General features: G+C 65.7%; 24 protein-coding genes and 1 tRNA gene. 13 read left to right on the top strand and 12 right to left on the bottom strand.

The annotated features are described in order from the left end of the window. Window positions 1–44: 44 nt before the first annotated feature. On the bottom strand, window positions 45–2,003 hold the full coding sequence (locus tag OEW28_RS13280) for a BTAD domain-containing putative transcriptional regulator (protein WP_263735248.1): 1,959 nt from the start codon (window positions 2,001–2,003) through the stop codon (window positions 45–47). Between the two features lie 101 nt (window positions 2,004–2,104). Here OEW28_RS13280 and OEW28_RS13275 point away from each other — a divergent pair, with 101 nt between their 5' ends. From OEW28_RS13275 to OEW28_RS13255, 5 genes are all read left to right on the top strand, one after another. Next, window positions 2,105–2,335 (top strand): hypothetical protein, encoded by a 231-nt coding sequence (locus OEW28_RS13275; RefSeq protein ID WP_263735247.1) that lies wholly within the window; start codon window positions 2,105–2,107, stop codon window positions 2,333–2,335. A gap of 357 nt (window positions 2,336–2,692) precedes the next feature. Beyond that, window positions 2,693–3,349, top strand: coding sequence for a paraquat-inducible protein A (locus tag OEW28_RS13270; protein ID WP_263735246.1), 657 nt, complete (start codon window positions 2,693–2,695; stop codon window positions 3,347–3,349). Then, entirely contained in the window at window positions 3,316–3,951 is a 636-nt protein-coding gene (locus OEW28_RS13265) for a paraquat-inducible protein A (protein ID WP_263735378.1), read from the top strand. The genes OEW28_RS13270 and OEW28_RS13265 overlap by 34 nt, the downstream gene beginning before the upstream one ends. Further along, window positions 3,948–6,032 (top strand): MlaD family protein, encoded by a 2,085-nt coding sequence (locus tag OEW28_RS13260; protein ID WP_263735245.1) that lies wholly within the window; start codon window positions 3,948–3,950, stop codon window positions 6,030–6,032. Before OEW28_RS13265 ends, OEW28_RS13260 begins: the two co-directional genes overlap by 4 nt. Window positions 6,033–6,035: 3 nt before the next feature. Beyond that, entirely contained in the window at window positions 6,036–6,599 is a 564-nt protein-coding gene (locus tag OEW28_RS13255; RefSeq protein WP_263735244.1) for a PqiC family protein, read from the top strand. Window positions 6,600–6,921: 322 nt separating this feature from the next. Here OEW28_RS13255 and OEW28_RS13250 read toward each other — a convergent pair. Next, window positions 6,922–6,998: transfer RNA gene (locus OEW28_RS13250), tRNA-His, on the bottom strand. A gap of 285 nt (window positions 6,999–7,283) precedes the next feature. Here OEW28_RS13250 and OEW28_RS13245 point away from each other — a divergent pair. Then, a complete protein-coding gene (locus tag OEW28_RS13245; RefSeq protein WP_263735243.1) occupies window positions 7,284–7,502 on the top strand; it encodes a DUF6324 family protein in 219 nt (72 codons plus the stop codon). On the opposite strand, the gene OEW28_RS13240 is transcribed toward OEW28_RS13245, so the two are convergent. Beyond that, window positions 7,477–7,944, bottom strand: a complete 468-nt coding sequence (locus OEW28_RS13240) for an MmcB family DNA repair protein (RefSeq protein ID WP_263735242.1) — start codon at window positions 7,942–7,944, stop codon at window positions 7,477–7,479. The two genes, OEW28_RS13245 and OEW28_RS13240, sit on opposite strands and share 26 nt — an antisense overlap. A gap of 389 nt (window positions 7,945–8,333) precedes the next feature. On the opposite strand from OEW28_RS13240, the gene rimO reads away from it, so the two are divergent. The 3 genes from rimO to OEW28_RS13225 all read left to right on the top strand — a co-directional run bounded on the left by rimO (window position 8,334) and on the right by OEW28_RS13225 (window position 10,693). Then, on the top strand, window positions 8,334–9,719 hold the full coding sequence (gene rimO, locus OEW28_RS13235) for a 30S ribosomal protein S12 methylthiotransferase RimO (protein ID WP_263735241.1): 1,386 nt from the start codon (window positions 8,334–8,336) through the stop codon (window positions 9,717–9,719). A gap of 151 nt (window positions 9,720–9,870) precedes the next feature. Next, window positions 9,871–10,245: a hypothetical protein gene (locus tag OEW28_RS13230; RefSeq protein WP_263735240.1), complete on the top strand. Its 375-nt coding sequence runs from the start codon at window positions 9,871–9,873 to the stop codon at window positions 10,243–10,245. A 172-nt stretch (window positions 10,246–10,417) separates the two neighbouring features. Beyond that, on the top strand, window positions 10,418–10,693 hold the full coding sequence (locus OEW28_RS13225) for a DUF6455 family protein (RefSeq protein ID WP_263735239.1): 276 nt from the start codon (window positions 10,418–10,420) through the stop codon (window positions 10,691–10,693). On the opposite strand, the gene OEW28_RS13220 is transcribed toward OEW28_RS13225, so the two are convergent. From OEW28_RS13220 to OEW28_RS13210, 3 genes are all read right to left on the bottom strand, one after another. Beyond that, window positions 10,672–11,034: a YigZ family protein gene (locus tag OEW28_RS13220; protein ID WP_263735238.1), complete on the bottom strand. Its 363-nt coding sequence runs from the start codon at window positions 11,032–11,034 to the stop codon at window positions 10,672–10,674. The two genes, OEW28_RS13225 and OEW28_RS13220, sit on opposite strands and share 22 nt — an antisense overlap. 48 nt (window positions 11,035–11,082) lie before the next feature. Further along, the gene (locus OEW28_RS13215; protein WP_263735237.1) at window positions 11,083–11,361 is read right to left on the bottom strand and encodes a DUF6455 family protein; all 279 of its coding nucleotides are present in this window, start codon (window positions 11,359–11,361) and stop codon (window positions 11,083–11,085) included. 74 nt (window positions 11,362–11,435) lie between these two features. Beyond that, window positions 11,436–12,158 (bottom strand): M48 family metallopeptidase, encoded by a 723-nt coding sequence (locus OEW28_RS13210; RefSeq protein WP_263735236.1) that lies wholly within the window; start codon window positions 12,156–12,158, stop codon window positions 11,436–11,438. Between the two features lie 132 nt (window positions 12,159–12,290). Between OEW28_RS13210 and OEW28_RS13205 the strand changes: the two genes are divergently transcribed. Continuing rightward, the gene (locus OEW28_RS13205; protein ID WP_263735235.1) at window positions 12,291–12,539 is read left to right on the top strand and encodes a hypothetical protein; all 249 of its coding nucleotides are present in this window, start codon (window positions 12,291–12,293) and stop codon (window positions 12,537–12,539) included. A gap of 70 nt (window positions 12,540–12,609) precedes the next feature. On the opposite strand, the gene OEW28_RS13200 is transcribed toward OEW28_RS13205, so the two are convergent. The 4 genes from OEW28_RS13200 to OEW28_RS13185 are packed head-to-tail and all read right to left on the bottom strand — an operon-like array spanning window position 12,610 to window position 16,846. Then, window positions 12,610–13,398 (bottom strand): FAD binding domain-containing protein, encoded by a 789-nt coding sequence (locus OEW28_RS13200; protein ID WP_263735234.1) that lies wholly within the window; start codon window positions 13,396–13,398, stop codon window positions 12,610–12,612. Between the two features lie 11 nt (window positions 13,399–13,409). Further along, complete coding sequence (locus OEW28_RS13195) at window positions 13,410–15,782, bottom strand: xanthine dehydrogenase family protein molybdopterin-binding subunit (protein WP_263735233.1); 2,373 nt, start codon at window positions 15,780–15,782, stop codon at window positions 13,410–13,412. Between the two features lie 13 nt (window positions 15,783–15,795). After that, complete coding sequence (locus tag OEW28_RS13190; protein WP_263735232.1) at window positions 15,796–16,281, bottom strand: (2Fe-2S)-binding protein; 486 nt, start codon at window positions 16,279–16,281, stop codon at window positions 15,796–15,798. A gap of 28 nt (window positions 16,282–16,309) precedes the next feature. After that, window positions 16,310–16,846 (bottom strand): CoxG family protein, encoded by a 537-nt coding sequence (locus OEW28_RS13185; RefSeq protein WP_263735231.1) that lies wholly within the window; start codon window positions 16,844–16,846, stop codon window positions 16,310–16,312. A 148-nt stretch (window positions 16,847–16,994) separates the two neighbouring features. Between OEW28_RS13185 and OEW28_RS13180 the strand changes: the two genes are divergently transcribed. The 3 genes from OEW28_RS13180 to OEW28_RS13170 all read left to right on the top strand — a co-directional run bounded on the left by OEW28_RS13180 (window position 16,995) and on the right by OEW28_RS13170 (window position 21,134). Next, window positions 16,995–17,669: a response regulator transcription factor gene (locus OEW28_RS13180; RefSeq protein WP_263735230.1), complete on the top strand. Its 675-nt coding sequence runs from the start codon at window positions 16,995–16,997 to the stop codon at window positions 17,667–17,669. A gap of 91 nt (window positions 17,670–17,760) precedes the next feature. After that, window positions 17,761–18,936, top strand: a complete 1,176-nt coding sequence (locus tag OEW28_RS13175; RefSeq protein WP_263735229.1) for an FIST N-terminal domain-containing protein — start codon at window positions 17,761–17,763, stop codon at window positions 18,934–18,936. Beyond that, entirely contained in the window at window positions 18,933–21,134 is a 2,202-nt protein-coding gene (locus tag OEW28_RS13170) for a hybrid sensor histidine kinase/response regulator (RefSeq protein ID WP_263735228.1), read from the top strand. Before OEW28_RS13175 ends, OEW28_RS13170 begins: the two co-directional genes overlap by 4 nt. 7 nt (window positions 21,135–21,141) lie before the next feature. Here the strand turns inward: OEW28_RS13170 and OEW28_RS13165 are convergent, their stop codons facing one another. Beyond that, entirely contained in the window at window positions 21,142–22,146 is a 1,005-nt protein-coding gene (locus OEW28_RS13165; RefSeq protein WP_263735227.1) for a molybdopterin-binding protein, read from the bottom strand. After that, a complete protein-coding gene (locus tag OEW28_RS13160; RefSeq protein ID WP_263735376.1) occupies window positions 22,146–23,123 on the bottom strand; it encodes an XdhC family protein in 978 nt (325 codons plus the stop codon). Before OEW28_RS13160 ends, OEW28_RS13165 begins: the two co-directional genes overlap by 1 nt. Window positions 23,124–23,136 lie beyond the last annotated feature (13 nt).

Raw genomic sequence — 23,136 nt, 5'->3', positions numbered from 1 at the left:
TCGACCTTTTCCCGCAGCCGGAAAGCATCCAGCCCGCGACCCCGCTAGTCCGGCAGGCCCGCGATGCGCAGCCAGTGGGCCAGATGATCGCGATCCTTGTCGCGCGCATAGGGCGCGCGCATGGGTTCCGTAGCCGAAGCCACGGTTTCGCTCGGCGCGAACGCCAGAAGGCGACGGACAGAGGCTTTGGCCTCTAGGTTCCGCCCGAGGGCCGCGAGCGCGGCGGCAAGGTAGGTCTCGACGAATGAACTGGCCATCAATTCCAACGATGTCAGGTCCGCGACCGCCTCTTCGTAATTGTGCGCATCGAAATGGAACTGGCCCCGCTCCATCAGCCACCATTCCAGGTAGTGCGGGTTCAGCGTCATCGCATGGGCCACCGACTTCAGCGCCTCGTCATGCCGTCCGGCAAAATTCAGGAAATAGCCGTAATCCGTCCAGACATCGGCGTCGTTGGGATTGAGTGCCAGGGCCTTCTTGCAGGCGGCGATGGCCTGGTCATGCTCCAGCCGGGTCATGTGCCAACCTGCCAGCGCCCAGTAACCCCAGGATTCGCCATCTTCGGACGCGATCGCCTCCATGGCGAACCTGTGTGCCGCTGCAAGGTCGGCATCGACATCGCGGGACCACCCGGCGGTGATGTCGGTTATGTGGCTCCACGCCACCTTGGCCAGGGGTTTGCCGTAACCCGGCCGAAGCGCCAGAGCGGCATTGAACTCCTTGCGCGCTTGCGCGGTGCTGCCTGGTGTGAAGGTGTTGTAGGCTGCAAGGCCGCGCTGGAAATGGTCATAGGCGCGAAGGTCCTTTTCTTCCGCATGGAAGGACAGGCGCCGCCATTCCCGCGCCAGGCCGCCGCCATAGGCCGAAGCAAGCTGCGCCACGATCTGACCGGTGATTCCGTCAAGGACCGACGACAGGTCGCCATCCCGCCGATCGAAGGTCTGTGTCCAAAGCGCCGCGCCGTCGCCGCCGTCCGCCAGCGCAGCCGTGACGCGGATCAGGCCGTCCAGCCGCAGGACGCTTCCCTCGAGGATGAAGTGGACGCCGAAGGCGCGCGCCGCTTCGGGAACGGCAATCGACCTGCCGCGATACGCGAAGCTTGACTCAGCGGCCGTGACACGCAAATCGCGGAATCGCGCAAGACCGGCAATGATCGCATCCGTAAAGGCGTCACAAAGCACACCGGTCTGCGCGTCTCCATTCCGGTTCGCGAAGGGCAGCAACGCAATCGAGGGGCGTACGTCCTTCGCAGTCGAGGCCGGGGCGGGTGAAACTGCCCCGCGCGCGATCCGCGCCCTGAGCGCACGCGTCTCCTGCGCGGGGGCAACCGACAGATCGTCATCAAGCCGTGCCCGGCAGGCGTCGTACTGTTTCAGGGCCAGCGCCGTTTCGCCTGCGTCCGCCAGTGCCTGCATCAGTGCCCGATGCGATGCTTCGCGCAGAGGATCAAGCGCGACCAGCCGTTCCAGCAATTCCACTCTCGCGGCGCCCGTCTGCGTGGCGGAACACAACTCAAGGACCGTCAGCATGGCGCCCGTGTGACGGCGGCGCTCGGCGGCCAGCCAATCGTCGATCGACGCGCCATGCAACCCGAGATCGGCCAGCAGCGTCCCGTCCCCGCTTTCGGCGGCCAGACGCACCAGTTCGGGGTCGGCGGTCGCCGCCGCCTGCCGAACCAGCACCGCATCCACCACGATCGAGCCCAGATCGATCCTGACCTTGTCCCCGCTGGGGTCCACCTTGACGCCGCACTGCGCCACCTCCTTGCGAAGGACCGTCAATGCTTGCCGAAGACTGCGCCGCGCCTGCGCTTCCGCGCGATCCCCCCACAGAAGCGCGGCAAGATCCTCGCGCATCAGGCTGCCATTCGGCGCGAGCGCGAGCGCCGCAAGAAGCGCCCGGTTCTTCTTTGCGGAAACGGGTACTTCCTGCCCACCGGATCCGAAAAGACCGAAACGCCCAAGCAGCTGCAGCCGCGCCTTGCGTGAACTTTCGTCCGCCATGTCTCCCTTCGCTTCGCTTTTGACGCCGCTTTTGCACCGCGTTGACGCCGGCGTGGACGGTCATGGGCGAAAATGGCGTCACAGGATCAAGGAGAGACCCCATGACCGATCATTCGAGTGAATTGGCCCCTGCGCAACCGTTATTCGCGCGCATGCAGGCTGCGCTATCCACCCTGCTTGGCTGGCGCGCGGCAAGAACCGCCGAAAATCCGTCCCCTCGGGAATACACGTCCGAGGAATGGGCGCGCCTCCTGCAGGAAGCGCGCGGGGACAGGGCAGACAACCTCATTCTCAGCCACCATCCGGCAGCGTTGATCGGCTGGATGCGCTAGGCGCGAAGCCCGGTGCGCCGCAAGGAGAGCTCAATTGGATCGCTTGCCTTGCAGCGGTGTACAGTCTGGGCGAGGTGCAGAGACCAGGGTGGAATCCCTTTCGCTGCGTGTGGTGGTCGCGATGACCGGTAGAACATGCTCGTGACGACCGGTCCGTTACCGGTTCGGAGAACGTGGTGAAGTCCGACGCGGTCGCTGTCGCGCCCCGCCCATCGCCATCGGCGGTTGTCAGCCGCAATCGAGGCGCGATCTTGCTGTTCCTTAACGCGTCTTGCCGTTTGGTCTATGCAAACGAAAGGCTTATCGGTGGGCGATTCTGGCCATGCGGCCGCCGTTCAAGGTGCTCAAGAGACGCGAATGACATCACTGACCCCACCGCCACAGCCGCGACAAGCGTTCGACCCCGAGACCTTGATCGCCTGTCCGGCCTGCGATGCGCTGCATGCCGACATGGCCGTGCCCGCCGGCGCGCGGGCGCGCTGCCATCGCTGCGGCACGCTGTTGTTGGCGCCGCGCGAAGGCGCGCTGGCGCAGATCGTCACGCTTGCGGCAACGGCGCTGGTTCTGATGATGTCCGCCGTTTTCTTCCCGTTCCTCGAACTCAGCGCCGGCGGAAAAGTGCAGCGGAGTTCGCTTCTGGATGCGGTGATGGCCTTTTCCAGCGGCAAGCTCCTTCCGCTCACGTTCGCGGTCGCGGCGCTGATCATCGTGCTTCCTCTGGTTCGTTTCGCAACGCTGCTTTACGTCCTTGGACCGCTGGCCCTGGGCGCGCGCCCGGCGCGTCATGCCGTGCGCGCCTTCCGAATTGCAGAGGCGACCCGCCCCTGGGCGATGGCCGAGGTTTTCATCGTCGGCGTGGTGGTGGCGCTGATAAAGATTTCGGGACTGGCCAAGCTTTCGCTCGGGCCGGCTTTCTGGGCGTTCGTCACACTGGTCCTGGTGACGGTGCTAAAGGACAACTTCATGTGCAGACTGACGATTTGGAAAACGCTGGAAGAACGCAGGAAGTCCTGACCGCCCGGCGGGCGGGCCTGACCGGCTGCCGCAACTGTGGGCGGGTCCACGATTGCGCGGCGCAGGTCTGCGCGCGTTGTGGCAGCCGCATCGCAAGCCGGGATCCCCACAGCCTGCAGCGGGTCTGGGCCTGGCTCGCCGCCGGGATCATCGTCTACATTCCCGCGAACATCTATCCGATGCTGGTGACCACGACCTTTGGCAAGACCAGCCAGAACAGCATCGTTGGTGGCGTCATCGAGCTTTTTCACCACGGCGCCTACGTCGTCGCTCTGATCGTCTTCGTTGCAAGCGTCGTGATCCCGATTGGCAAGTTCCTGGCGATCGCCTACCTCGCCGTCAGCGTTCGTTCGGCCGCCGTGATCCGTGGGCACGGACGACAGAAGCTGTATGAGGTGGTCGAATTCATCGGGCGCTGGTCCATGATCGACGTTTTCGTCGTGGCGATCCTGTCGGCGCTGGTTCAGCTGGACTTTGCGGCGACGGTGAACCCCGGGATCGCCGCCGCCAGTTTTGCTCTTTCTGTTGCATTCACGATGCTTTCCGCGCACAGCTTTGACCCGCGCCTGATCTGGGATGCCTACGAAGCGGACGACATATGACCGACCCGAAGCCAGCCGAACTTGACGTCTCGCGCCCGCGTCAATCCTTCCTGCGCAATCTGTCCTTCGTGTGGCTGGTGCCGATCCTGGCTCTTGTCTTGTCTCTTGCCATCGCCTGGAGAAGCTATTCGGAACGCGGCGCGCTGATCGAGATATCGCTCAGCAACGCCTCTGGCGTGACTGCGGGCGAGACCACCATTCGCTACCGCGACGTGGTCGTCGGCGTGGTGGAGGACGTGGACTTCACCACCGACCTGTCCCGGGTCGTTCTCTCGGCGCGGATCGACAAGACCGTCGCCGATCTGCTGCCGGAGGAGGCGATGTTCTGGGTCGTACGCCCGGAGGTAACCGCGCAAAGGATCAGCGGCCTGTCGACCGTGTTTTCCGGCGTCTACATCGAGGCGTCCTTCAAGCCCAGCCCCGGCGGCAGCGCCCGGTCGTTCGAAGGGCTCGACGACGCGCCGCTGACCGGGGTCGGCGAAGAGGGCACCTACGTGACCATCCGCGCGCGGGACGGCAACCGGCTGTCTCCCGGCGCGCCGGTTCTTTACCGTGGGATCGAGGTCGGGCGCATTGAGACGCCGCATCTGAGTGATACTGGCGACAGCGTCGTGGTCGGCACGTTCATCGCCGCGCCCTACGACCGGTTCCTGACAACAGCCACGCGGTTCTGGGACACCTCGGGTTTCTCGGTGTCTCTGGGCGCCGCCGGCATTAACCTGGAAGTGGGCAACCTTTCCTCGCTGGTGACAGGCGGAATCGCCTTCGACACGCTGTTTTCCGGCGGTGAGCCGGTTGAGGCGGGATCCGTCTTCGAGCTGTTCGCCGACGAGCAGTCGGCGCGGCAAAGCCTGGTTTCCGGCATCGGCCCGAACGCGGTTCGCTTCAGCATCGATTTCGACGGGTCGGTAGAGGGTCTTACGGTCGGATCGCCGATCGAGTACCGAGGGCTGCGCGTCGGCGAGGTCAGCGCCATCGCCGCCTTCCTGACCGAAACGACAGAGGGGCAGCGAGTGCGCCTGCGCGCCACCGTCGCGCTCGATCCGCAAGCCATGGGCCTGCCGGCGGACGCGGGCACCGAAGAGTCGGTCGACTTCCTTGCCTCCGAAGTCGAGGCGGGGCTCAGGGCGCGGCTGGCGCCCGCAAACCTGTTCAGCTCGGCACTGATCATTGAACTGGCGGAAACTCCGGATGCGCCCCCGGCAACGCTCGGGCGCCCGGAGAAAGGGTATCCCGTGCTGCCTTCGGTTCAGGTCGATCTGCCCGATTTCACCGCCACTGCGGAAGGCGTCTTTGAGCGCATCAATGCGCTTCCCGTCGAGGAACTGATCGACCAAGCGATCAGCGTCATGGCCTCGATCGAGGCGGTGGCCACGGCCGAGGGAACGCGCGCGATGCCCGACGCGCTCGTCTCTCTTATCGAGGACAGCCGTGCCCTTGTCGCCTCTGAGGAAACCCAAGCGTTGCCGGGCGAGATCCGGGCTGCGATTGCCGAACTGCGCGGCGTCGTCGATGAGCTTCGCGCCCGCGGCGCCATTGACCGGCTGGTCTCGGCGCTCGAAAATGCCGATGCAGCAAGCGCCAATCTGTCTACGGCTTCCGAACGGGTTCCGGCCTTGATCGAGGATCTAAGGGCGCTTGCGGCCAAGGCCAATGAACTGGGCGCCGAGGAACTGGTGGCCTCAGCCACGCGCGTTCTCGACAGTGCGAACGCACTGATCGGAACGGACGAGGCCAGAGCGCTGCCACCGGCGTTGACAGCCGCCCTCGGAGAGGTGGAGGCAACGCTGTCTGAACTTCGCGAAGGCGGTGCTGTCGAGAACGCAAACGCAACGCTCACCTCCACGCGCGCGGCCGCAGATGCCGTGGCCGAAGCCACCGCCGCCCTGCCGGAACTCTCGGCGCGGCTCGACGCCCTGATCGCGCAATCCGAAAGACTTGTTACCGCCTACGGAGCGCAGTCCAACTTCAATGCGGACGCGCTTGCAGCCTTGCGTGAGGTGCGCGCCGCTGCCCGAACGATCGCGCAGCTTGCTCGTGCGATCGAACGCAACCCCAATTCCCTCATCATCGGACGCTGAGGCATGCCATCCATTCATAGCTACCTGCTGCTTCTTTTGCTTGGTCTCTCCGCCTGTGGCGCTGCGGCCGACCGTTATCTGGTCGAGCCGTCAAGCGCGCAGGAGCGCATTGTGCTACGGGTCGGCAGCCTCGAAATCAGAGAGGTCGTGGTGCCTGCCTACGCGGAAGCGTCCGAGATACTGAGGCAGAGCGAGTCGGGCGCGCTCCAGGTCGTCGAAAACGCGCAATGGGCGGACGGATCGGCGCGCGCCCTGACTTCGACCTTGGCGCGCAGCCTTGACCTTATGACGACCACGGATGTCGCAGCCGAGCCCTGGCCACTGACCGAGCCTGCAGCAGCGCAACTGGAAGTTCGAATTGAAAGCATGGTTGCCCGCGCAGACGGCGCGTTCCAGCTTGCGGGGCAGTTCGCTGTCGCGTCTTCGGACGGCCGCATCACAGAGTTCATCGACCGCTTCGACATCAGTGTTGCACTTGACGGCGACGGCCCTGCCGCGATCGCACGAGCCAATGGCCGGGCGGTTGAGATGTTGGCCCATCAAATCGCCCAGCGGCTTCGGCCCTAGGTGCTTGATCCCAGGGTTTGATGGTGCGATCCGTTCGCGGGAGTAGAACGAAGCGCATTGCGACAGGTTCGTCGACGGGTTCGGCAAGAAAGGGCGAAGGCACATCGCCGTGGCAGGATTCCACGTCAGGCCTTCGAGGAAATGAACAAGGCCGAAAAGGCTGCGCAACCCCACTTCAGCGACCCGGACTTCAGCCATGTCACGTGAGGCGATTCATGCGCGCCAGAAGAGTCCGGCAACATCCTTTGCAAACCGGCTGCAAACGAAGCACAGGCGGGATGCGCCTTGGTCGCGAAAAGGATGTGATCTCAACTAGAAAGGATGGTACCGCCTCCCCGGCTCGAACGGGGGACCCCCAGATCCACAATCTGGTGCTCTAACCAACTGAGCTAAGGCGGCACGACCGACGTGCGGTGCGCGTCCGATTAGGGCTTTCGCGGGCCGCGGTCAACCGGAAAATCGGTTCCGCAGCCGGGGCCAGATCGGATAATCCCAAGATAGGGGCGCAAAGATCAAAGGTCCAGTTCAACTGGCCTCTTCCGGGCGACGGCCCGAAGATCGGGGCAGGTTCTTCTTCGAACCTGCGGCCTTCGCGGGGTTAGATGGCGCGCCGCGCGCATTTCAGCGCTTGCCTTGCCGCGCCCCTGTCCCCTAAAGGCAATCCGAAACATCGGAGGTCCTGAGATGGGTATCGACAAGGAAAGCGAAATCGCCGCCAATCTTCAGATCGGCCCGACCTCGCTTGGCATGGTCCGCATCTATGTCGAGGCCGAGGGCATGGAACTGCCGTTGGATTTCGACCCGGAGGAAGCCGAGGAGATCGCCGAGGAACTGCGCGCCGCCGCGGAAGCGGCCCGCAGCATCGGCGAGGGCGGCTCTAAGGGGACACCCCGGAAACGGTGACGCCGGGGTCGCGGTAGCCCTGCAGCCTGAGCGCTGCGTGGCGGGCGAATTTCTGAAGCATCACCTTGCGCCGAGCGCCTGGAAGTGGGGACGGCGCGGGCATGCGGACGATCTCGGCGTCATAGGCATCGGCCAGGATCAGCCCCGTTTCCTCGGGCAGAAGCTCGACCGGGAAGTCGGCGTCCACCGCCCAGAAGAACCGGTCAGCCCATTCCAGGTAATTCTGCCACTTGCGGTCAGAGGTGAAATCCGCCCGGCCGGACTTGCATTCGACGATCCAGATCTCGCCCTTAGGGCCCAGCCCCATCACGTCGACGCGCAGACCCGGGGTCGGCACCAGTTCCTCGACCGTGACGAATCCGTGGTGCAGAAGGTGCCTGCAGACACCCCGCGCCAGCACCTGGCCGGGTTGAAGCTGCGGAAGAGAGGATGCGCCATTCATCCACACAATCTGAACGAAACATGAACATCTGTCCAGCATCCGCGAACGCCAAGGTTGTCGGCAGGTTCGCATCGGCGCGCCGGCGCCGCAACATGCCGACGTGATGGCACCGGATCACACCTTTTTCCAAGGGGCTTGCACGGGACACCGTCTGCGCCTAACTCTCTAGGCGGCGGGTTCTGCCCCTCTCGTGTCGGGCCCTTTTCCAGTGGCCGATAATCATTTCCGAGGGAGCTGGCTCTGCGCGGATCGTGGTCCGCGTACCTGGCGCCCACCTGGTAAGTCCAGGCTCTCGGGAAAATCACGTCCGCACGGCTGCCGCGGTTCCCGCCACCCGGCCTTCCTTTCGCCCCCTAGGCAGCGCCGTCCGGCTTCGCTATATCGCGCCAATGTCCCAGAACCCGCCCAACCTTCGCCCCGACCTTGCGCCGAAGCCTCTCTTCGACACCCCTGCCCGCCCGGGCCAACCCAGGATCGGGATGGTTTCGCTTGGCTGTCCCAAGGCATTGGTGGACAGCGAACGCATCCTGACGCGGCTTCGGGCCGAAGGCTATGCGATCAGCCCCGACTACCAGGGCGCGGACGCGGTCATCGTGAACACCTGCGGCTTCCTCGACAGCGCCAAGGCCGAAAGCCTTGAGGCGATCGGCGAGGCGCTGGCAGCCAACGGCCGGGTGATCGTCACCGGTTGCCTCGGCGCGGAGCCCGAATACATCACCGGCGCCCATCCCTCGGTCATGGCCGTCACCGGCCCGCATCAATACGAACAGGTTCTGGACGCGGTCCATGTCGCCGTACCGCCCTCGCCCGACCCCTTCGTGGATCTTCTGCCCGCGACCGGGGTGAAGCTGACGCCGCGCCATTACAGCTACCTCAAGATCTCCGAGGGTTGTAACCACAAGTGCCGCTTCTGCATCATCCCCGACATGCGTGGGCGCCTTGTCAGCCGCCCTGCTCATGCCGTGATGCGCGAGGCCGAAAAGCTGGTCGAGGCGGGGGTGAGGGAGCTTCTGGTCATCAGCCAGGACACCTCGGCCTATGGCGTGGACATCAAGCACGCGGCCTCGTCGGGGCGCGACGGGCGCGAACACCGGGCCCATATCACGGACCTCGCGCGCGACCTTGGCAGCCTCGGCGCCTGGGTGCGGCTGCATTACGTCTACCCCTATCCGCATGTGCGTGACCTGATCCCGCTGATGACGGAGGGGCTGGTGCTGCCCTATCTCGACATTCCCTTCCAGCACGCCCATCCGGAAACACTCAAGCGCATGGCCCGGCCCGCCGCCGCCGCGAAGACGCTGGACGAAATCGCCGCCTGGCGCGCTGTCTGCCCCGAGATCACCCTGCGTTCCACCTTCATCGTCGGCTACCCCGGCGAAACCGAGGAGGAATTCCAGACGCTCCTCGACTGGATGGATGAGGCGCAGCTCGACCGCGTCGGCTGCTTCCAGTACGAGAATGTCGAAGGCGCGCGCTCGAACGCTCTGCCCGATCACGTTCCCGACGAGGTCAAGCAGGACCGCTGGGAACGCTTCATGGAAAAGGCACAAGCTATTTCCGAAGCGAAGCTGGCCGCCAAGATCGGAACCCGTCAGCAAGTTCTGGTGGACTCGGTCGACGCCGAGGGGGCGACCTGCCGCACCAAGGCGGATGCGCCGGAAATCGACGGCAACCTCTTCATCGACGATGATTTCGAAGGCCTGACCCCCGGCGACATCGTCACGGTCGAGGTCGACGAAGCCAGCGAATATGATCTCTGGGGGCGGCGAATCTAGTCGGATTTCGCGACCGTGGTACGCAGGCCTCCGGGACTGCTGGACGTGACAAGACGCGACCGCGGAGAATCCTGATTGCCCGAAATGCGTACAGGTATATGTTCCGCTTCACGGACCGGGAAAACCCGGCCTGCGCGAACAGGGGAACACGATGAACATATCCAAGGCCTTTCTGGTCATCGCCGTACTTTATCTGCTGGTCGGCATAGCCATCGGGATGCACATGGGCGCATCCGGCGATCACACGCTGTCTGCGGCGCATGCCCACATCAACCTGCTGGGCTTCACACTGATGACGATCTTCGGGCTTGCCTACCGCGTCATCCCGGCCATGGCGGACAGCATTCTTGCCAAGGCGCATTTCTGGCTTCACCAGATCGGGGCATTCATCCTGCTGGTGATGCTTGTTCTGCTTCTGTCGGGATCGATCACCGAAGCGGCCATGTTCCCGCTTGCCCCACTCGCCGAACTGGCGATCTGGGTCGGGGCCGCCGTATTCGGGCTCAACGTTCTCAAGAATGCCTGACGATGCGGGGCCGTGGGCATCCCTCGGCCCCGTCACCCTGCTTGGGGCGCAAATCCTTCCGACACCAGCCCCCGACTTTCAGAGTTGTTTCTTCGCGGCATTGATCCGCGTCAAGGAAAGAGCGGGCGAAAAGCTGCAGTGTCGCCCCCGTTGACCCCTGGGAGGAGGGCCGATGACGGACGGAAAATGGCTCCGCCACAGCGCGCTTGTGGGGCGCATGGCACATACGCTTGATATCGACCTTGGCCAGGCGATCCTGGACGCGCGACTGAAGGGCATGAGCTTCGACGCGATGGTGGACGCGTGCCAGACCTGCAAGGGGATCGGGGACTGCGAACGCTGGCTTGACGCGCATATGTCCGGGGCAAAGGACGCGCCAGTTTACTGCTGCAACCGCGCAGTGTTTGCGAGTCTCAGGGATTCGCCTCAGACCAGTTCGGACAGATAGGTCCGCACCGCCTCGGTCACATGCCGAAAGCGGTCGCCACCCAGCTTGACGCCGCCGTACCAGCGGGTGACGACGATGATGTGGTTGGTCAGGCCCTCGCGTTCCAGCATACGAAGGATGACGGCACCTGCGCCCGATTCGCCGTCGTCGTTCTTGTGGGGGTCCAGCTGTCCATCCTGTTCAAACAGGACTGCCCAGCTGTTGTGCGTGGCCTTGGCGAATTTCTTCGCGCGCTTCAGTTCCGTCAGAAACTCCGCAGCCTCGGCGCGATTGCTCACCGCTCCGCCAGAGACGGCATACCTCGACCCCCGGTCGCTCAGCACGTTTTCGATGATGCGCATGGACCGGCGATAGACGGTCACCCGCGCCGTTGCAAGCCCGCGCGGCGATCAGACCAGACCGCGAAGCCCTTCCAGAACGGTCCGATTGGCGCACCAAGCTGGCGCGGCGTCGGTTCCCTCGGGGTGTTCATGACGGCGGCCGGATCCATCCTGACATTCGCGGCAGGACTGAAGAAGCGCCACGAAATCCTCGATCGTGAGCAGACCGCCATGAACGGCGCCGCCCAGATCCACGCCGTGGCGTTCCGCGAAATCCGGGGTCAGGAAATAGGGCACTTCCGGCAAGCCGCAATTTTGCGGGGCACGGGCCCCTGCACTCTTCACCATGCAACCCTCCTTGCACGCATGCTTGTTACAGGGTCGAGCATGACACGGGAGCCCGCATTGATCCAGATCAAGCCTCAGGGGCAGCCGATATCCCCGGAAATGCGCTCCACTGTTGCGATGCGCTGACCATTGGGCGGGTGCGATCCCAGGAACCTGTTGCCGGGATCGGGAATGCGGGCGAAATAAGCCGCGCCGCGACGGGCGCTGTAACCGGCGGCACAGGTCAACACCGTGCCCAATCCATCGGCCTCGATCTCGTGGTCCTTGGAATAGACGCGCGACCCGACGGTGGCGCCAAGGTTCTGGGCCAGTTCGACCGTGCTTTGGCTGGCGCCCACGAAGGTTGCCGCAAGGCCGCCGAACATCGCGCCCGCCATCGTCGTCTGCCGCTGGCGCGGGATGTGGTCCGCGATGTGGTGGGCGGCCTCATGCCCCATGACAAAGGCAAGTTCGTCGCGATTGCGCGCCTCGGCGATCAGGGAAGACGTGAAGGCAATCACCGGACGCCCGGCACCGTCGCGCGTCTGAAGCGCGTTGGGCGGAAGCCCGGGCCGCGCATCGACCGAGATCCGGTAGTCGCAGTTCAGCCCGCGCGTCCTTGTGCGGCACTCATTTTCGATGACCGGTTCCATCCGCGCCAGAACCTCGGCGAAGTTCGCCTGCGCGGTCGCGGCGTCAAGGGGCGGCCCCGCCGGCGCGACCGGGGCGATGGGATAGCTTGTCTCGTCCTGCATTCCCACGCAGGCCGAAAGCATCAGTGCGAAGATCAGCGAAAGGGAACCCGGGTGTCTGCGCATCTGCGTCTCCGACGAATGAACTGGACGCGTAGATAACGCCGCCGCACAAGCGCTGGAAGGGCCGCCGTCGGCACTCGGCAATTCGCCGCGAATGCCATTGTCGGCACGCCGGGCGCGCGTTAGGCTTGGCCCATGTTCACCATCGAGCACGACTTCGACGCGACCGTCATTACCCTTGTGGACGAGGGAAGCCCGCATCTGGAAGAGGATGTGACGATCCAGGCTTTTGCCGAGTGCGTCACCATCGAGCAATACGATTCGCGCCAGGACGAGGTCGTGAAGATCGTCATGTCCATGGCCCAGATCCGAGAGCTTGCCGCGGCGCTGAACCTGCCCGAAGGCGTCTACCGGCTGTCGACCAAGAAGGCGCCAAAGCCCTAGCGCAGGGCAAAGCGCCAATGAAAACGGCCCCCGTCTTTCGACAGGGGCCGGTTCCAGTTTCAACTTCGGATCAGGCGGAGCGTACCGCGCGTTGCGTCATCACCTTGACCAGGTTGGCGCGATATGCCGGGGTGCCGTGCAGGTCGCCCACCATGCCCTCGGCGGACACCGACAGCCCGGCGATCGCATCGGCCGAAAAGTTCTCCGACAGCGCCTCTTCGGCCTCCGCCCAGCGGAAGACACCGTCTTCCGAAGCCCCGGTCACCGCGACGCGGACACCATCCGCTGTCTTGGCCACGAACACACCCGTCAGCGCAAAGCGCGATGCCGGCTGCTGGAACTTGGCATAGGCAGCCCGTTCCGGGACGGGAAAGCGCACCTCGACGATGATCTCTCCGGGTTCCAGGGCGGTGGTGAAGAGCCCTTCGAAGAAATCGTCCGCAGCGATGGCGCGATTGTTCGTCACGATCGTGGCGCCCGATCCCAGCACCGCCGCCGGATAGTCCGCCGCCGGGTCGTTGTTGGCAAGTGATCCACCGATCGTGCCCCGGTTGCGGACCGCCGGATCTCCGATGTTTCCGGCAAGGGCGGCAAGGGCGGGGTATTTGCCCGCGGCGTCCGCCGCGACGGCAGCGTGTGGCGTGGCGCCGCCCACGCAAAGCGCGCCGTCGTCGCCGGTGCAGACCCCCCGCATCTCGGCGATGCCGGTCAGGCTGACCAGCGCCGAGGGCGCCGCCAGATGCTGCTTCAGCGACGGGATCAGCGTCTGCCCACCCCCCAGCGGCATCGCGTCTTCACGCGCCAGCGCCGCTGCGGCCTCGGCCACGGTCTTCGGTTTCTCGAAGTCGAATGCGTACATTGCCCGTCTCCTTACCCTTGGATCGCCGCCCAGACCCGCGCAGGCGAGACCGGCATGTCGATATGCGTGACGTGAGTGTGTCCGCCGCGCTGAAGCGCATCGATCACCGCGTTGACCACCGCCGGGGGCGATCCGATGGCGCCTGCCTCGCCGCAGCCCTTTGCGCCCAGCGGGTTGTGCGTGCAGGGCGTCTGGCAGGAATAGTCGACATTGTAGAACGGCACGTCGTCGGCGCGCGGCATCGCGTAGTCCATGTAGGACCCGCTCAGAAGCTGGCCGTTTTCGTCGTAGACGGTGTTTTCGCACAGCGCCTGGCCGATCCCCTGGCCGACACCGCCATGCACCTGCCCCTCGACCACCATCGGGTTCATGATGTTGCCGAAATCGTCCGCGCAGTGGAAGGCTGCCACGTCGACCTTGCCGGTTTCCGCGTCCACCTCGACCTCGCAGATATAGGCGCCCGCGGGATAGGTGAAGTTGGCGGGGTCGTAGAACGCCGTCTCCTCCAGCCCCGGCTCAAGGGTCTCAAGCGGGTAGTTGTGCGGCACATAGGCCGAGAACGCGATTTCTCCGAAGCTTTTCGCCTTGTCGGTCCCGGCGACGGTGAAGCTGCCGTTTTCAAAGGCGATGTCCTCTTCGGCGGCCTCCAGCATATGCGCCGCGATCTTCTTGCCCTTGGCCACGATCTTGTCGATCGCCTTGGTCACCGCCGAGCCGCAGACCGCCAGCGAACGCGAGCCGTAGGACCCCATGCCGAAGGGGATCTTCGATGTGTCGCCGTGAACGATCTCGACCGAGCTTTCGGGAACGCCCAGCTTGTCCGCCACGATCTGGGCGAACACCGTCTCGTGCCCCTGCCCGTGGCTGTGGGCGCCGGTCATCACGCTGATGTTGCCGGTGGCGTTCACACGGACGGTGGCCGCATCGTAAAGACCCACGCGCGAGCCAAGAATCCCGACAAGGTGCGATGGCGCGATGCCGCACGCCTCGATCCAGGTCGAAAGCCCCATGCCGCGCAGCTTGCCCTTGGCAGCGCTGGCGGCGCGGCGCGCCTCGAAGCCCGCGACATCGGCCATCTCCATCGCCTTGTCGAGCGTGGCGTGGTAGTCGCCGGTGTCATAGGCAAGCCCCACCGGCGTGGTGTAGGGGAACATGTCGGTCGTGATGAAGTTCTTGCGCCGCACCTCGAACGGGTCGAGGCCGAGTTCACGGCACATCTTGTCGATCACCCGCTCAAGCGAATAGGTCGCCTCGGGCCGGCCCGCGCCACGGTAGGCGTCGACGGGGGCCGTGTTGGTGAAGACCGTCTTCACGTTCACGTAGACGTTCGGCACCTTGTAAGGTCCCGCCATCAGCGTGCCGTGCAGGAAGGTTGGTGTCACGGTTGCGAAGTTCGAAAGGTAGGCGCCCACGTTCGCCATCGTTTCGGTCCGGAAGGCGATGAAGGTGCCGTCCTTTTCGCAGGCCAGTTCGATCTTGGTCACGTGGTCGCGGCCATGCGCATCAGACAGGAAGCTTTCGGAACGTTCCGCCGTCCAGCGCACCGGGCGGCCAAGCTTTCTGGCCGCGGTCAGCACCACCGCCTCTTCGCCGTAGTGATAGATCTTCGATCCGAAGCCGCCGCCTACGTCGGGCGCGACCACCGTCAGCTTGTTTTCCGGGATGCCCATCACGAAGGCCGCTATCAGAAGCCGCGTCAGGTGCGGGTTCTGGCTGGTCGTGGTCAGCTTGTAATCGCCCGTGCCGGGGAAATACTCTCCGATCGAGGCGCGCGGCTCCATCGCGTTGGGCACAAGCCGGTTGTTGACCAGTTCCAGCGTCGTGACATGGGGCGCGTTCCTGATCGCCTCGTCCACGGCCGCGCGGTTGTCCTCGATCCAACCCCAGTCGTAGCAAAGGTTGTCCGGGATCTCGTCATGCACGCGGTTCGAGGTGTCCGCAACCGCCGCGGCCATGTCGACGATCGCCGGCAGTTCCTCGATATCGGCCACGATCGCCTCGGCCGCTTCCTTGGCCTGAGCATAGGTTTCGGCGATGACGACGGCATAGGCGTCGCCGACATGGCGAACCTTGCCATGGGCCAGCGCGGGACGTTTCGGTTCGCGCATCGGCGTTCCGTCGCGCGAATTGATCAGCCACCCGGTCGGGTTGCCGCCCACGTCCTTGAAGTCCTCGCCCGTCAGCACGCACAGCACGCCGGGCATCGCCGCGGCATCCGAAGCGTCGATCTTGTTGATGCGCCCGTGCGCCACCTGACTGCGCACGAAGACGGCATGCGCCTGCCCAGCGATGGCCATGTCGTCGGTGTACTTGCCAAGCCCCATCAGGAAGCGCACATCCTCGCGCCGCTTCACGCTGGCGCCGATGCCATGATCCTTCGGCATGTTCTTCCCTCCCTTACTCGGCGGCCATGCCGCTCACGTCCTGACCGGACGCGGCAAGCACTGCCTTGACGATGTTGTGGTAGCCCGTGCAGCGGCAGATGTTGCCTTCGAGATAATGGCGCACATCGGCCTCGGAGGGCTTGGGGTTTTCCGCAAGAAGCGCCGCGGCAGACATGACCATGCCGGGTGTGCAGAACCCGCACTGAAGCCCGTGATGGTCCTGGAACGCTTGCTGCACACGGCCCAGCGTCCCGTCGGGATTGGCCATGCCTTCGATCGTGGCGACCGAGGCGCCATCGACGTCAGAGGCGAACACGGTGCAACTCTTGACGGCCTTGCCATCCACATGCACCACGCAGGCGCCGCACTGGGACGTGTCGCAGCCGACATGGGTGCCGGTCAGGCCCAGCCCCTCGCGCAAGAAGGCGGACAGGAGCGTGCGCCCCTCCACCTCGCCGGAAACGGCCCGGCCGTTCACGGTCATCGTGACCTTCGTCATTCTATCCTCCCTTGGTGACCCTCAGGGCTCAGGCGCCAGTCATGCGCCGGAACCAGCCTTTCTTCTTCTCCTTACCCTCGCCGGACGCATCAAGCGCAGCTTCCTCGGGCTGATCGTCCTCATCGGGGGCCTCGACCGCACCCTGAAGCCGCGCGAAGAACTCGTCTGCCAGCTTGCGCGCGAATCCGTCGATGATCCGGCTGCCAAGCTGCGCAAGCTTGCCACCGACGGCAGCCTGAACCTCGTAGCTGAGAGTCGTGCCCTCGCCATCCGGTTCAAGCCGGACCCTGGCGCCGCCCTTCGCGAAACCCGCCGGTCCGCCCTTGCCTTCCCCGCTGATCGTCAGACTCTGGCCCGGAACCATGTCCGAAAGCGTGACGACGCCGGTGAAGCGCGCCTTGACCGGGCCGACCTTCTGGACGACCACGGCCTCGAACCCGTCTTCGGGGGTTCCGGTGATGCTTTCGCATCCGGGTATGCAGGCTTTCAGAACCTCCGGATCGAGGATGGCCGCCCACACGGCTTCGGGCAGCGCGGCTATGGCGCGGGTATCCTTGAGTTCCATGCGATCCTCCCAATCATCGACGACGATAGTCCGAAGGGGGCCTCGTGGCTATCTTACCTTGGTCGTAGTCCCATAGGACCAATGGCGCGGGTTACAGCCGCGCGCCACGCTGCTATCGTGACGGGGTAGTTCTGCCGGGACGCAAGCCATGACCATGCATTCGGCGCTGATCGTCGACGACCACCCGCTGTTTTGCGACGCCCTCGCGATGACGCTGAAGGCCTTCGTGGGCATCGGGCGGATCGAAACCGCGGACCGGCTGGAAGCTGCCATAGACCGGCTAAGCGGCGGCGCGCTTCCGGATGTCGTGGTGCTGGACCTGAACCTGCCCGACGTGCACGGGATGGAGGGTCTTGTCCGCATCCGGCAGGTCGCGGGGCAGGTTCCGGTGGTCGTGGTATCCTCGATGGCCGACGCGCGCGTGATCGGCGCGGCCCTCAAGGCGGGCGCGGCGGGCTTCGTGCCCAAGCACAGCCAGCGCGATGTGTTCCGCGCGGCCTTCGACGCGATCGCCGAGGGGCGGACCTACACCCCGGACACCTACGTCCCGGTCTCGGAAAGCGCGGCTGCCACGCCGCAGGAAGACGCGCTGGAACGCCTGTCGCTGCTGACCCGGCAGCAGGCGCGCATCCTGCAACTGATCTGCGAGGGCAAGCTGAACAAGCAGATCGCCTGGGAACTGTCGATCGCGGAAACGACCGTCAAGGCCCATGTCACGGCGATCATGCGCAAGCTGGGCGTCTTCAGCCGCACGCAGGCGGTCCTTCTGGCCAAGGAGGTGGATTTCGCGGCCCTCGCGCTTGACCAGGGCTCCGGCACTTGATCGCGGGGCCACGATCGCGCCGGACGCCGGCTCGGTTCGCCCCTTGCCTGTCGGTTTGCCCGACCATAGCCTTCCCGAAGCGGAGGCTCGAATGCACACCCTGAAGGATGCCTTGGCGGCCGCGCGCGACCGCTCATCGGTGCTGGCAAGCGCGCACTGCCCGGCCAAAGCGCCGGATGCTCTTGCACGGCTCGCGGATCAACTGGGCGCCGGCCCGTTTTCGCTGGTCTTCCTGTTTGCCGCCTCCGAAGCCGATGCCCGGTCCCTGCCCGACCGCGCCGCCGAGGCGTTCGCGGGGACGCCCGTCGTCGGTTGCACCACCGCCGGTGAAATCTGTTCGGAGGGCTATGCCGAGGGTGAGATCGTCGCGCTTGCCCTGCCCTCGGCGCATTTCGCGACCGAAACCATCCTGGTGCCCGACCTGTACCGACTTGAGGCGGAGCACCTGACCGGCGCCCTGATCCGCGCGCGCCAGAGGCTTGCCCGCGCCCATCCCGGCTGGCAGGGCGAATTCGCCTTCCTGATGGTCGACGGCCTGTCGATCCGCGAAGATGAACTGGCCGCAGCACTGGCGCCGGGACTGGGGCCGGTGCCACTGTTCGGCGGGTCCGCAGGCGACGGAACCCGATTCCGCGAAACCTTCGTCTTCCACGAAAGGCGCGCGTTGCAGGACGCGGCTGTTCTGACCTTCGTGCGCACGGCATGTCCGGTCAAGGTCTTCAGCCTGGACCACCTGCGCCCCACCCGTGCGCGCATGGTGGTGACCGAGGCCGACCCCGCCCGCCGCATCGTGCGCCAGATCAACGCCGAGCCCGCGGCGTTCGAATACGCGCGCCTCTTGGGCAAGGACCCGGCGCAGCTGACCACCTTCACCTTCGCGGCCCACCCGGTCGTCGTCCGCATCGGCGGGCGCCACCATGTCCGCTCGATCCAGCGGATGATGCCGAACGGCGATCTGGTCTTCTTTTCGGCCATAGACGAAGGGCTGGTGCTGACGCTGGCCGAACCCCAGGACATGGTCCAGCACCTTGAGCAAGAGCTTCGGCGCCTGACCGAACCCGGCGCGCCCGCCGCGATACTGGCGTGCGACTGCATCCTGCGCCGGATCGAGGCACAGGACCGGCAGATGTTCGGCCAGATCTCCGATCTGCTGCGCGACAACAGGGTGGTGGGCTTTTCGACCTATGGCGAACAGCTGGGCGCAATGCATGTGAACCAGACCATGACCGGCGTCGCGATCTATCCGCCCGCAGGGGGAAAGCCGTGACCCACTCCCTGATCAATCCCGCTGATACGCCCGAGCGCCAGCGCCAGAAGCTGCTTCAGATCGTGGAAGTGCTGATGCGCCGGGTGGAGCAGGAAACCGATGACGGCGGCCGGGCCTACCAGCAGTTCCAGCGGGCGGCATTGCTTGAGGACGAGGTGCGTGAACGCACCCGCGAGCTTGAGCGGGCGCTTGATCTGCTGAACGCCACGAACGCGCGGCTGGCCGCCGCCACGGCCGAGGCCGAGGCCGCACGTCAGAACCTCGCCTCGGCGATCGAGACTGTGCAAGAGGGCTTTGCGCTTTTCGACGCCAGGGACAGGCTGGTCATGTGCAACTCGCGCTTCGGCATGCACATGACGGACATCCGCGAAAGGCTGGTGCCGGGCCTGGCCTTCGCCGGTTTCGTGCAGTTGGTCAGCCGGTCGCGCTTCCTTGCGCTTCCCGCAGGCGAGGACGCCGAAAGCTGGGCGATCGGCCGGATGCGCCGCCACGCCGATCGGCACGTCATGTTCAACGTGCAGCTCGCGGACGACCGCTGGGTCCAGGTTTCGGAACATCGCACGCTGGACGGCGGTACCGTCATCCTTCAGACCGATGTGACCGACATCATCCGGCTTGAGCGGCAGGAACGCGGCAAGCTTCTGGACGATCAGGCGCGGATGATCCGCGCGACCCTTGATCATATCAGCCAGGGGGTCGGCATTTTCGACGCCGAGGCCCGGCTCGTCGGATGGAACCGGCGGCTTGGTATTCTGCTGGCGGTTCCGGCCGGGCGCTTCCGGCTTGGCGCTTCGTTCGACACGCTGTCCGAAGCGCTTGGCGCCCGCTTCACCCCGAACGACGGGATGACGCTGGACGATATAGTGTCCTGGGTTCAGGGTCCCCGGCCAAGGCCCGCGCTGACCTTCGAGCTGCGCGTCGGATCAGAGGTCGTTCTGGCGGTCCTGGCAGAGGAAATGCCCGACGGCGGCTTTGTGATGAGCTTTTCGGACATCACCGCCGAACGGCAGGCCCTGCGCGCGATCGCGGAGGCGAACGAAACGCTTGAACGGCGCGTTGCTGGCCGCACCGCGGAACTGGCAGAGGCCCTGGGCCGCGCCGAACAGGCCAACGCCGCGCGCGTCCGCTTCGTTGCCGCGGCCAGCCATGACCTGCTTCAGCCCTTGTCCGCCGCCAAGCTGTTCGTCGCCTCGCTGGCCGACGCCGGGCTCGCGCCCGAGGCGCAGGCGACGATTGCCAAGGCAGAAAATGCGCTTGTCAGCGTTGAGGGGATCCTGGATGCGCTGCTTGACATATCGAAGCTCGAATCCGGGCGCGCGGCGGTCGACGTGGGTCCCGTTCCCGTCGACCGGATCCTCACACAGCTTGCGGACGAATTCGCGCCCCTCGCCGCCGTCAAGGGCCTGCGCCTGAGCGTGCGTCCCTGCGCCGCAAGCGTCGAATCCGATCCGACCTATCTGCGGCGCATCCTGCAGAACCTGATCGGAAACGCCATCCGCTACACCGAGCGGGGTCGAATCCTTGTCGGCGCACGGCCAGCGGGCGCAAACCTGCGGATCGAGGTGATCGACACCGGGCCGGGCATCCCGGAAGCCGAACAGGCCAACGTCTTCCGCGAGTTTCACCGCCTGAACGCCCGCGCGTCCGCGTCCGAGGGGATGGGACTGGGACTGGCGATCGTGGAACGCGCGGCCGCCCTTCTTGGCCATCCGCTTGCGCTGCGCTCGACGCCAGGGCGCGGCACGCGTTTCACCATCACCCTGCCGCGCGCGGCGCAGCACAATCCGGTGGGCGGCGCTCTGCCCGACATCGGCGACGACGGGGCGCTTCGTCCCGACGGGCGCATCGTCTGCCTTGTCGAAAACGATCCCGACATGCGGCGCGCGCTTTGCCATCTCCTGGAAAAGTGGCGGCTTGAGGTGATCGACGTCGGTTCGGGGGAGGAAGCGCTGTCGCTTCTGGATGAAATCGGCATCCTCCCGGACCGGTTCCTGATCGACCAGGACCTGGGCAGCGGGATCGACGGCCTTGCGCTTGTGGGCAGGCTGCGGGACCGCTACGGCGCGGTTCCGTCGCGGCTCCTGACCGCAATCCGGTCAACCGCGCTCGAGGCGGCCTGCGCATCCGCGGGCATCAGGATCCTGCACAAGCCGGTCGACGCCGCGGCACTTGCGGGCTTTGTCCTGGGCAACGAATAGACTTGCGCTATCGGCGGGCTTCCCGGGGCTGCGGACGAAGGGGGATCTCCTTCAGAAGTCCGCCCACCCCCATCGCGGCGATGTCGTCGGGCGTCAGGTCAAGGCCGCAGGCAAGGCGCTCCAGCACCCAGTCCGCGCCGTTCAGCGCGGGCGAGCGGGCGCATCCCGGAAGGCCGATCACCGGGCGTTCGCCAAGCCGGCCATGAAACAGCAGATTGCCCGGATCGACCGGCATGCCGAACCGCGACACCTCTCCTCCCGCACGGCGCAGGGCCTGCGGCGCGGTGTCGTACAGGTCGGACGTCGCGGCCTCTGTCAGGATCAGCGTCATGCCACCGGCGATGTCGCTCAGCGCAGCGGCGATGGCCTCTTCCTCATGGGCGACGGCGCGCACTTCCACCAAGTCGATGCCGAGCACGTCCAGCCGCGCGGCCACCGCCGCTTCGGCCTTGCGGGCAAGCTTGCCGTCATGGCCCGCAACCTCGGTCAGGATCAGCCCGACCGATCCGATCGTGACCGGTCGGACCCGTATCGCCGCCCGTGCCGCCGCGCAGGCGGCCTCCAGCGCCGGACCGGGCACCGCGTAGCTGATGATCTTGACGGTTCCGACCAGCATTCCGGGCGTCACGCGGGTCAGGGGCGCCAGCGTCGCGAGCGTGATCGCCGGATCCGTTCGGTTAAGCGACTGGATCGCGGCTGTCTCCATCTCGACGATTCCGGGACGCGTGGCGTTCAGATTCACCCGGCCCGCATGGGGACGCGACAGCGACAGCCCCGCCGACTTCGGATCGGGCACCAGCGCCAGTGAGAGCGCCTCTGCCGCGCGATCCTCGCCCACATCACCGGGATCAAGGCGCGCGACCGTCACCCTTTCGATCCCTGCCAGAAGAAGCCGGGCCACATGATCCGCGCCAAGCACCGTCCCCTTGGCAAGCTTGCGCCCGTCCAACTGAATCGAATGGGCAAGAACCGCCCCTTCCGCCTCGGCGATCGCGACCGGACCGAACCGCATCAGCCCTTCCTCAACACTTCCGTGATCTGCCCCATGATGGACACTGCGATCTCGGCGGGCGACTTCGCCCCGATATCCAGCCCCACGGGTGCGTGGATGCGGGCCATGTCCTCGGGTCCGAACCCGGCCTCGGTCAGGCGGGCGACGCGCTTGGCGTGGGTTCGGGTCGAACCCAGGCAGCCAAGGTAGAACACCTTGGTCGCCAGCGCCGCGCGGATCGCAGGGTCGTCAAGCTTGGCGTCATGGGTCAGCGTGACGACCGCCGTGCGCGCGTCAAGCCCGAAGGCCGCCAGCGCCTCGTCCGGCCAGTCGTGGCTGATGTCCTCGCCCGGGAAACGGGTCGACGAGCCGAAGGCCTCGCGCGGGTCTATGACCAGGCAGTCGTAGCCGCAGGCCCGCGCAATCGGGACCAGCGCCTGCGCGATGTGAACCGCGCCCACCACCGCAAGGCGCAAGGGCGGATTGTGGACCGCGATGAAGCGCCCCTCATCCACCCCCGACTTGTCGGCGCGGAAGCGGTCGGCAAGCCAATCGTCGGACGCGTCGGCAGGCGCCTCAAGGCGCCGATCCCAGCTTTCAAGATCGACCACGTAAGCGATGGGCCGGCGCGCGGCCCGTGCCGCCACCAGTTCGGCCAGCATCGCTTCCGACAGGGCCGTTCCCACCGGTTCGATCAGGACGCTGATCCTGCCCCCGCAAGCAAGCCCCACGGCGAACGCCTCTTCGTCGCTGACGCCGAAGGTCAGGACCCGCGGCCGCCCGTCGCCAAGCGCCGCTATCGCCTCTTCGACCACCGCGCCCTCGACGCAGCCGCCTGACACGGATCCCATCATTTCGCCCTTGGCTGACACCGCAAGCTGGCTGCCGGTCGGACGAGGCGCGGACCCCCAGGTTTCCATCACGGTCGCCAGCGCGGCGCCGCGCCCGTCGCGGTGCCATGCCAGCGCGATTTCGGGGATGTCATCGTGGGTGATCAGGGCCATGTCGCTC

Origin of the sequence: Albidovulum marisflavi, from assembly GCF_025751435.1 — a bacterium.
Lineage (GTDB): Bacteria > Pseudomonadota > Alphaproteobacteria > Rhodobacterales > Rhodobacteraceae > Albidovulum > Albidovulum marisflavi.
The sequence above is the reverse complement of the archived record's forward strand: the minus strand, read 5'-3'. Positions and strand labels throughout refer to the sequence as shown.

Bases quoted from the DNA above. Each gene is read 5' to 3' on its own strand.
- OEW28_RS13210 (WP_263735236.1), bottom strand. From the start codon at position 12,158: ATGCGCAGACACCCGGGTTCCCTTTCGCTGATCTTCGCACTGATGCTT.
- OEW28_RS13190 (WP_263735232.1), bottom strand. From the start codon at position 16,281: ATGACGAAGGTCACGATGACCGTGAACGGCCGGGCCGTTTCCGGCGAG.
- OEW28_RS13255 (WP_263735244.1), top strand. From the start codon at position 6,036: ATGCCATCCATTCATAGCTACCTGCTGCTTCTTTTGCTTGGTCTCTCC.
- OEW28_RS13230 (WP_263735240.1), top strand. From the start codon at position 9,871: ATGAACATATCCAAGGCCTTTCTGGTCATCGCCGTACTTTATCTGCTG.
- OEW28_RS13205 (WP_263735235.1), top strand. From the start codon at position 12,291: ATGTTCACCATCGAGCACGACTTCGACGCGACCGTCATTACCCTTGTG.
- OEW28_RS13280 (WP_263735248.1), bottom strand. From the start codon at position 2,003: ATGGCGGACGAAAGTTCACGCAAGGCGCGGCTGCAGCTGCTTGGGCGT.
- OEW28_RS13260 (WP_263735245.1), top strand. From the start codon at position 3,948: ATGACCGACCCGAAGCCAGCCGAACTTGACGTCTCGCGCCCGCGTCAA.
- OEW28_RS13275 (WP_263735247.1), top strand. From the start codon at position 2,105: ATGACCGATCATTCGAGTGAATTGGCCCCTGCGCAACCGTTATTCGCG.
- OEW28_RS13220 (WP_263735238.1), bottom strand. From the start codon at position 11,034: ATGCGCATCATCGAAAACGTGCTGAGCGACCGGGGGTCGAGGTATGCC.
- OEW28_RS13215 (WP_263735237.1), bottom strand. From the start codon at position 11,361: ATGGTGAAGAGTGCAGGGGCCCGTGCCCCGCAAAATTGCGGCTTGCCG.
- OEW28_RS13245 (WP_263735243.1), top strand. From the start codon at position 7,284: ATGGGTATCGACAAGGAAAGCGAAATCGCCGCCAATCTTCAGATCGGC.
- OEW28_RS13240 (WP_263735242.1), bottom strand. From the start codon at position 7,944: ATGAATGGCGCATCCTCTCTTCCGCAGCTTCAACCCGGCCAGGTGCTG.
- OEW28_RS13200 (WP_263735234.1), bottom strand. From the start codon at position 13,398: ATGTACGCATTCGACTTCGAGAAACCGAAGACCGTGGCCGAGGCCGCA.
- OEW28_RS13195 (WP_263735233.1), bottom strand. From the start codon at position 15,782: ATGCCGAAGGATCATGGCATCGGCGCCAGCGTGAAGCGGCGCGAGGAT.
- OEW28_RS13175 (WP_263735229.1), top strand. From the start codon at position 17,761: ATGCACACCCTGAAGGATGCCTTGGCGGCCGCGCGCGACCGCTCATCG.
- OEW28_RS13225 (WP_263735239.1), top strand. From the start codon at position 10,418: ATGACGGACGGAAAATGGCTCCGCCACAGCGCGCTTGTGGGGCGCATG.
- rimO (WP_263735241.1), top strand. From the start codon at position 8,334: ATGTCCCAGAACCCGCCCAACCTTCGCCCCGACCTTGCGCCGAAGCCT.
- OEW28_RS13165 (WP_263735227.1), bottom strand. From the start codon at position 22,146: ATGCGGTTCGGTCCGGTCGCGATCGCCGAGGCGGAAGGGGCGGTTCTT.
- OEW28_RS13180 (WP_263735230.1), top strand. From the start codon at position 16,995: ATGACCATGCATTCGGCGCTGATCGTCGACGACCACCCGCTGTTTTGC.
- OEW28_RS13185 (WP_263735231.1), bottom strand. From the start codon at position 16,846: ATGGAACTCAAGGATACCCGCGCCATAGCCGCGCTGCCCGAAGCCGTG.
- OEW28_RS13270 (WP_263735246.1), top strand. From the start codon at position 2,693: ATGACATCACTGACCCCACCGCCACAGCCGCGACAAGCGTTCGACCCC.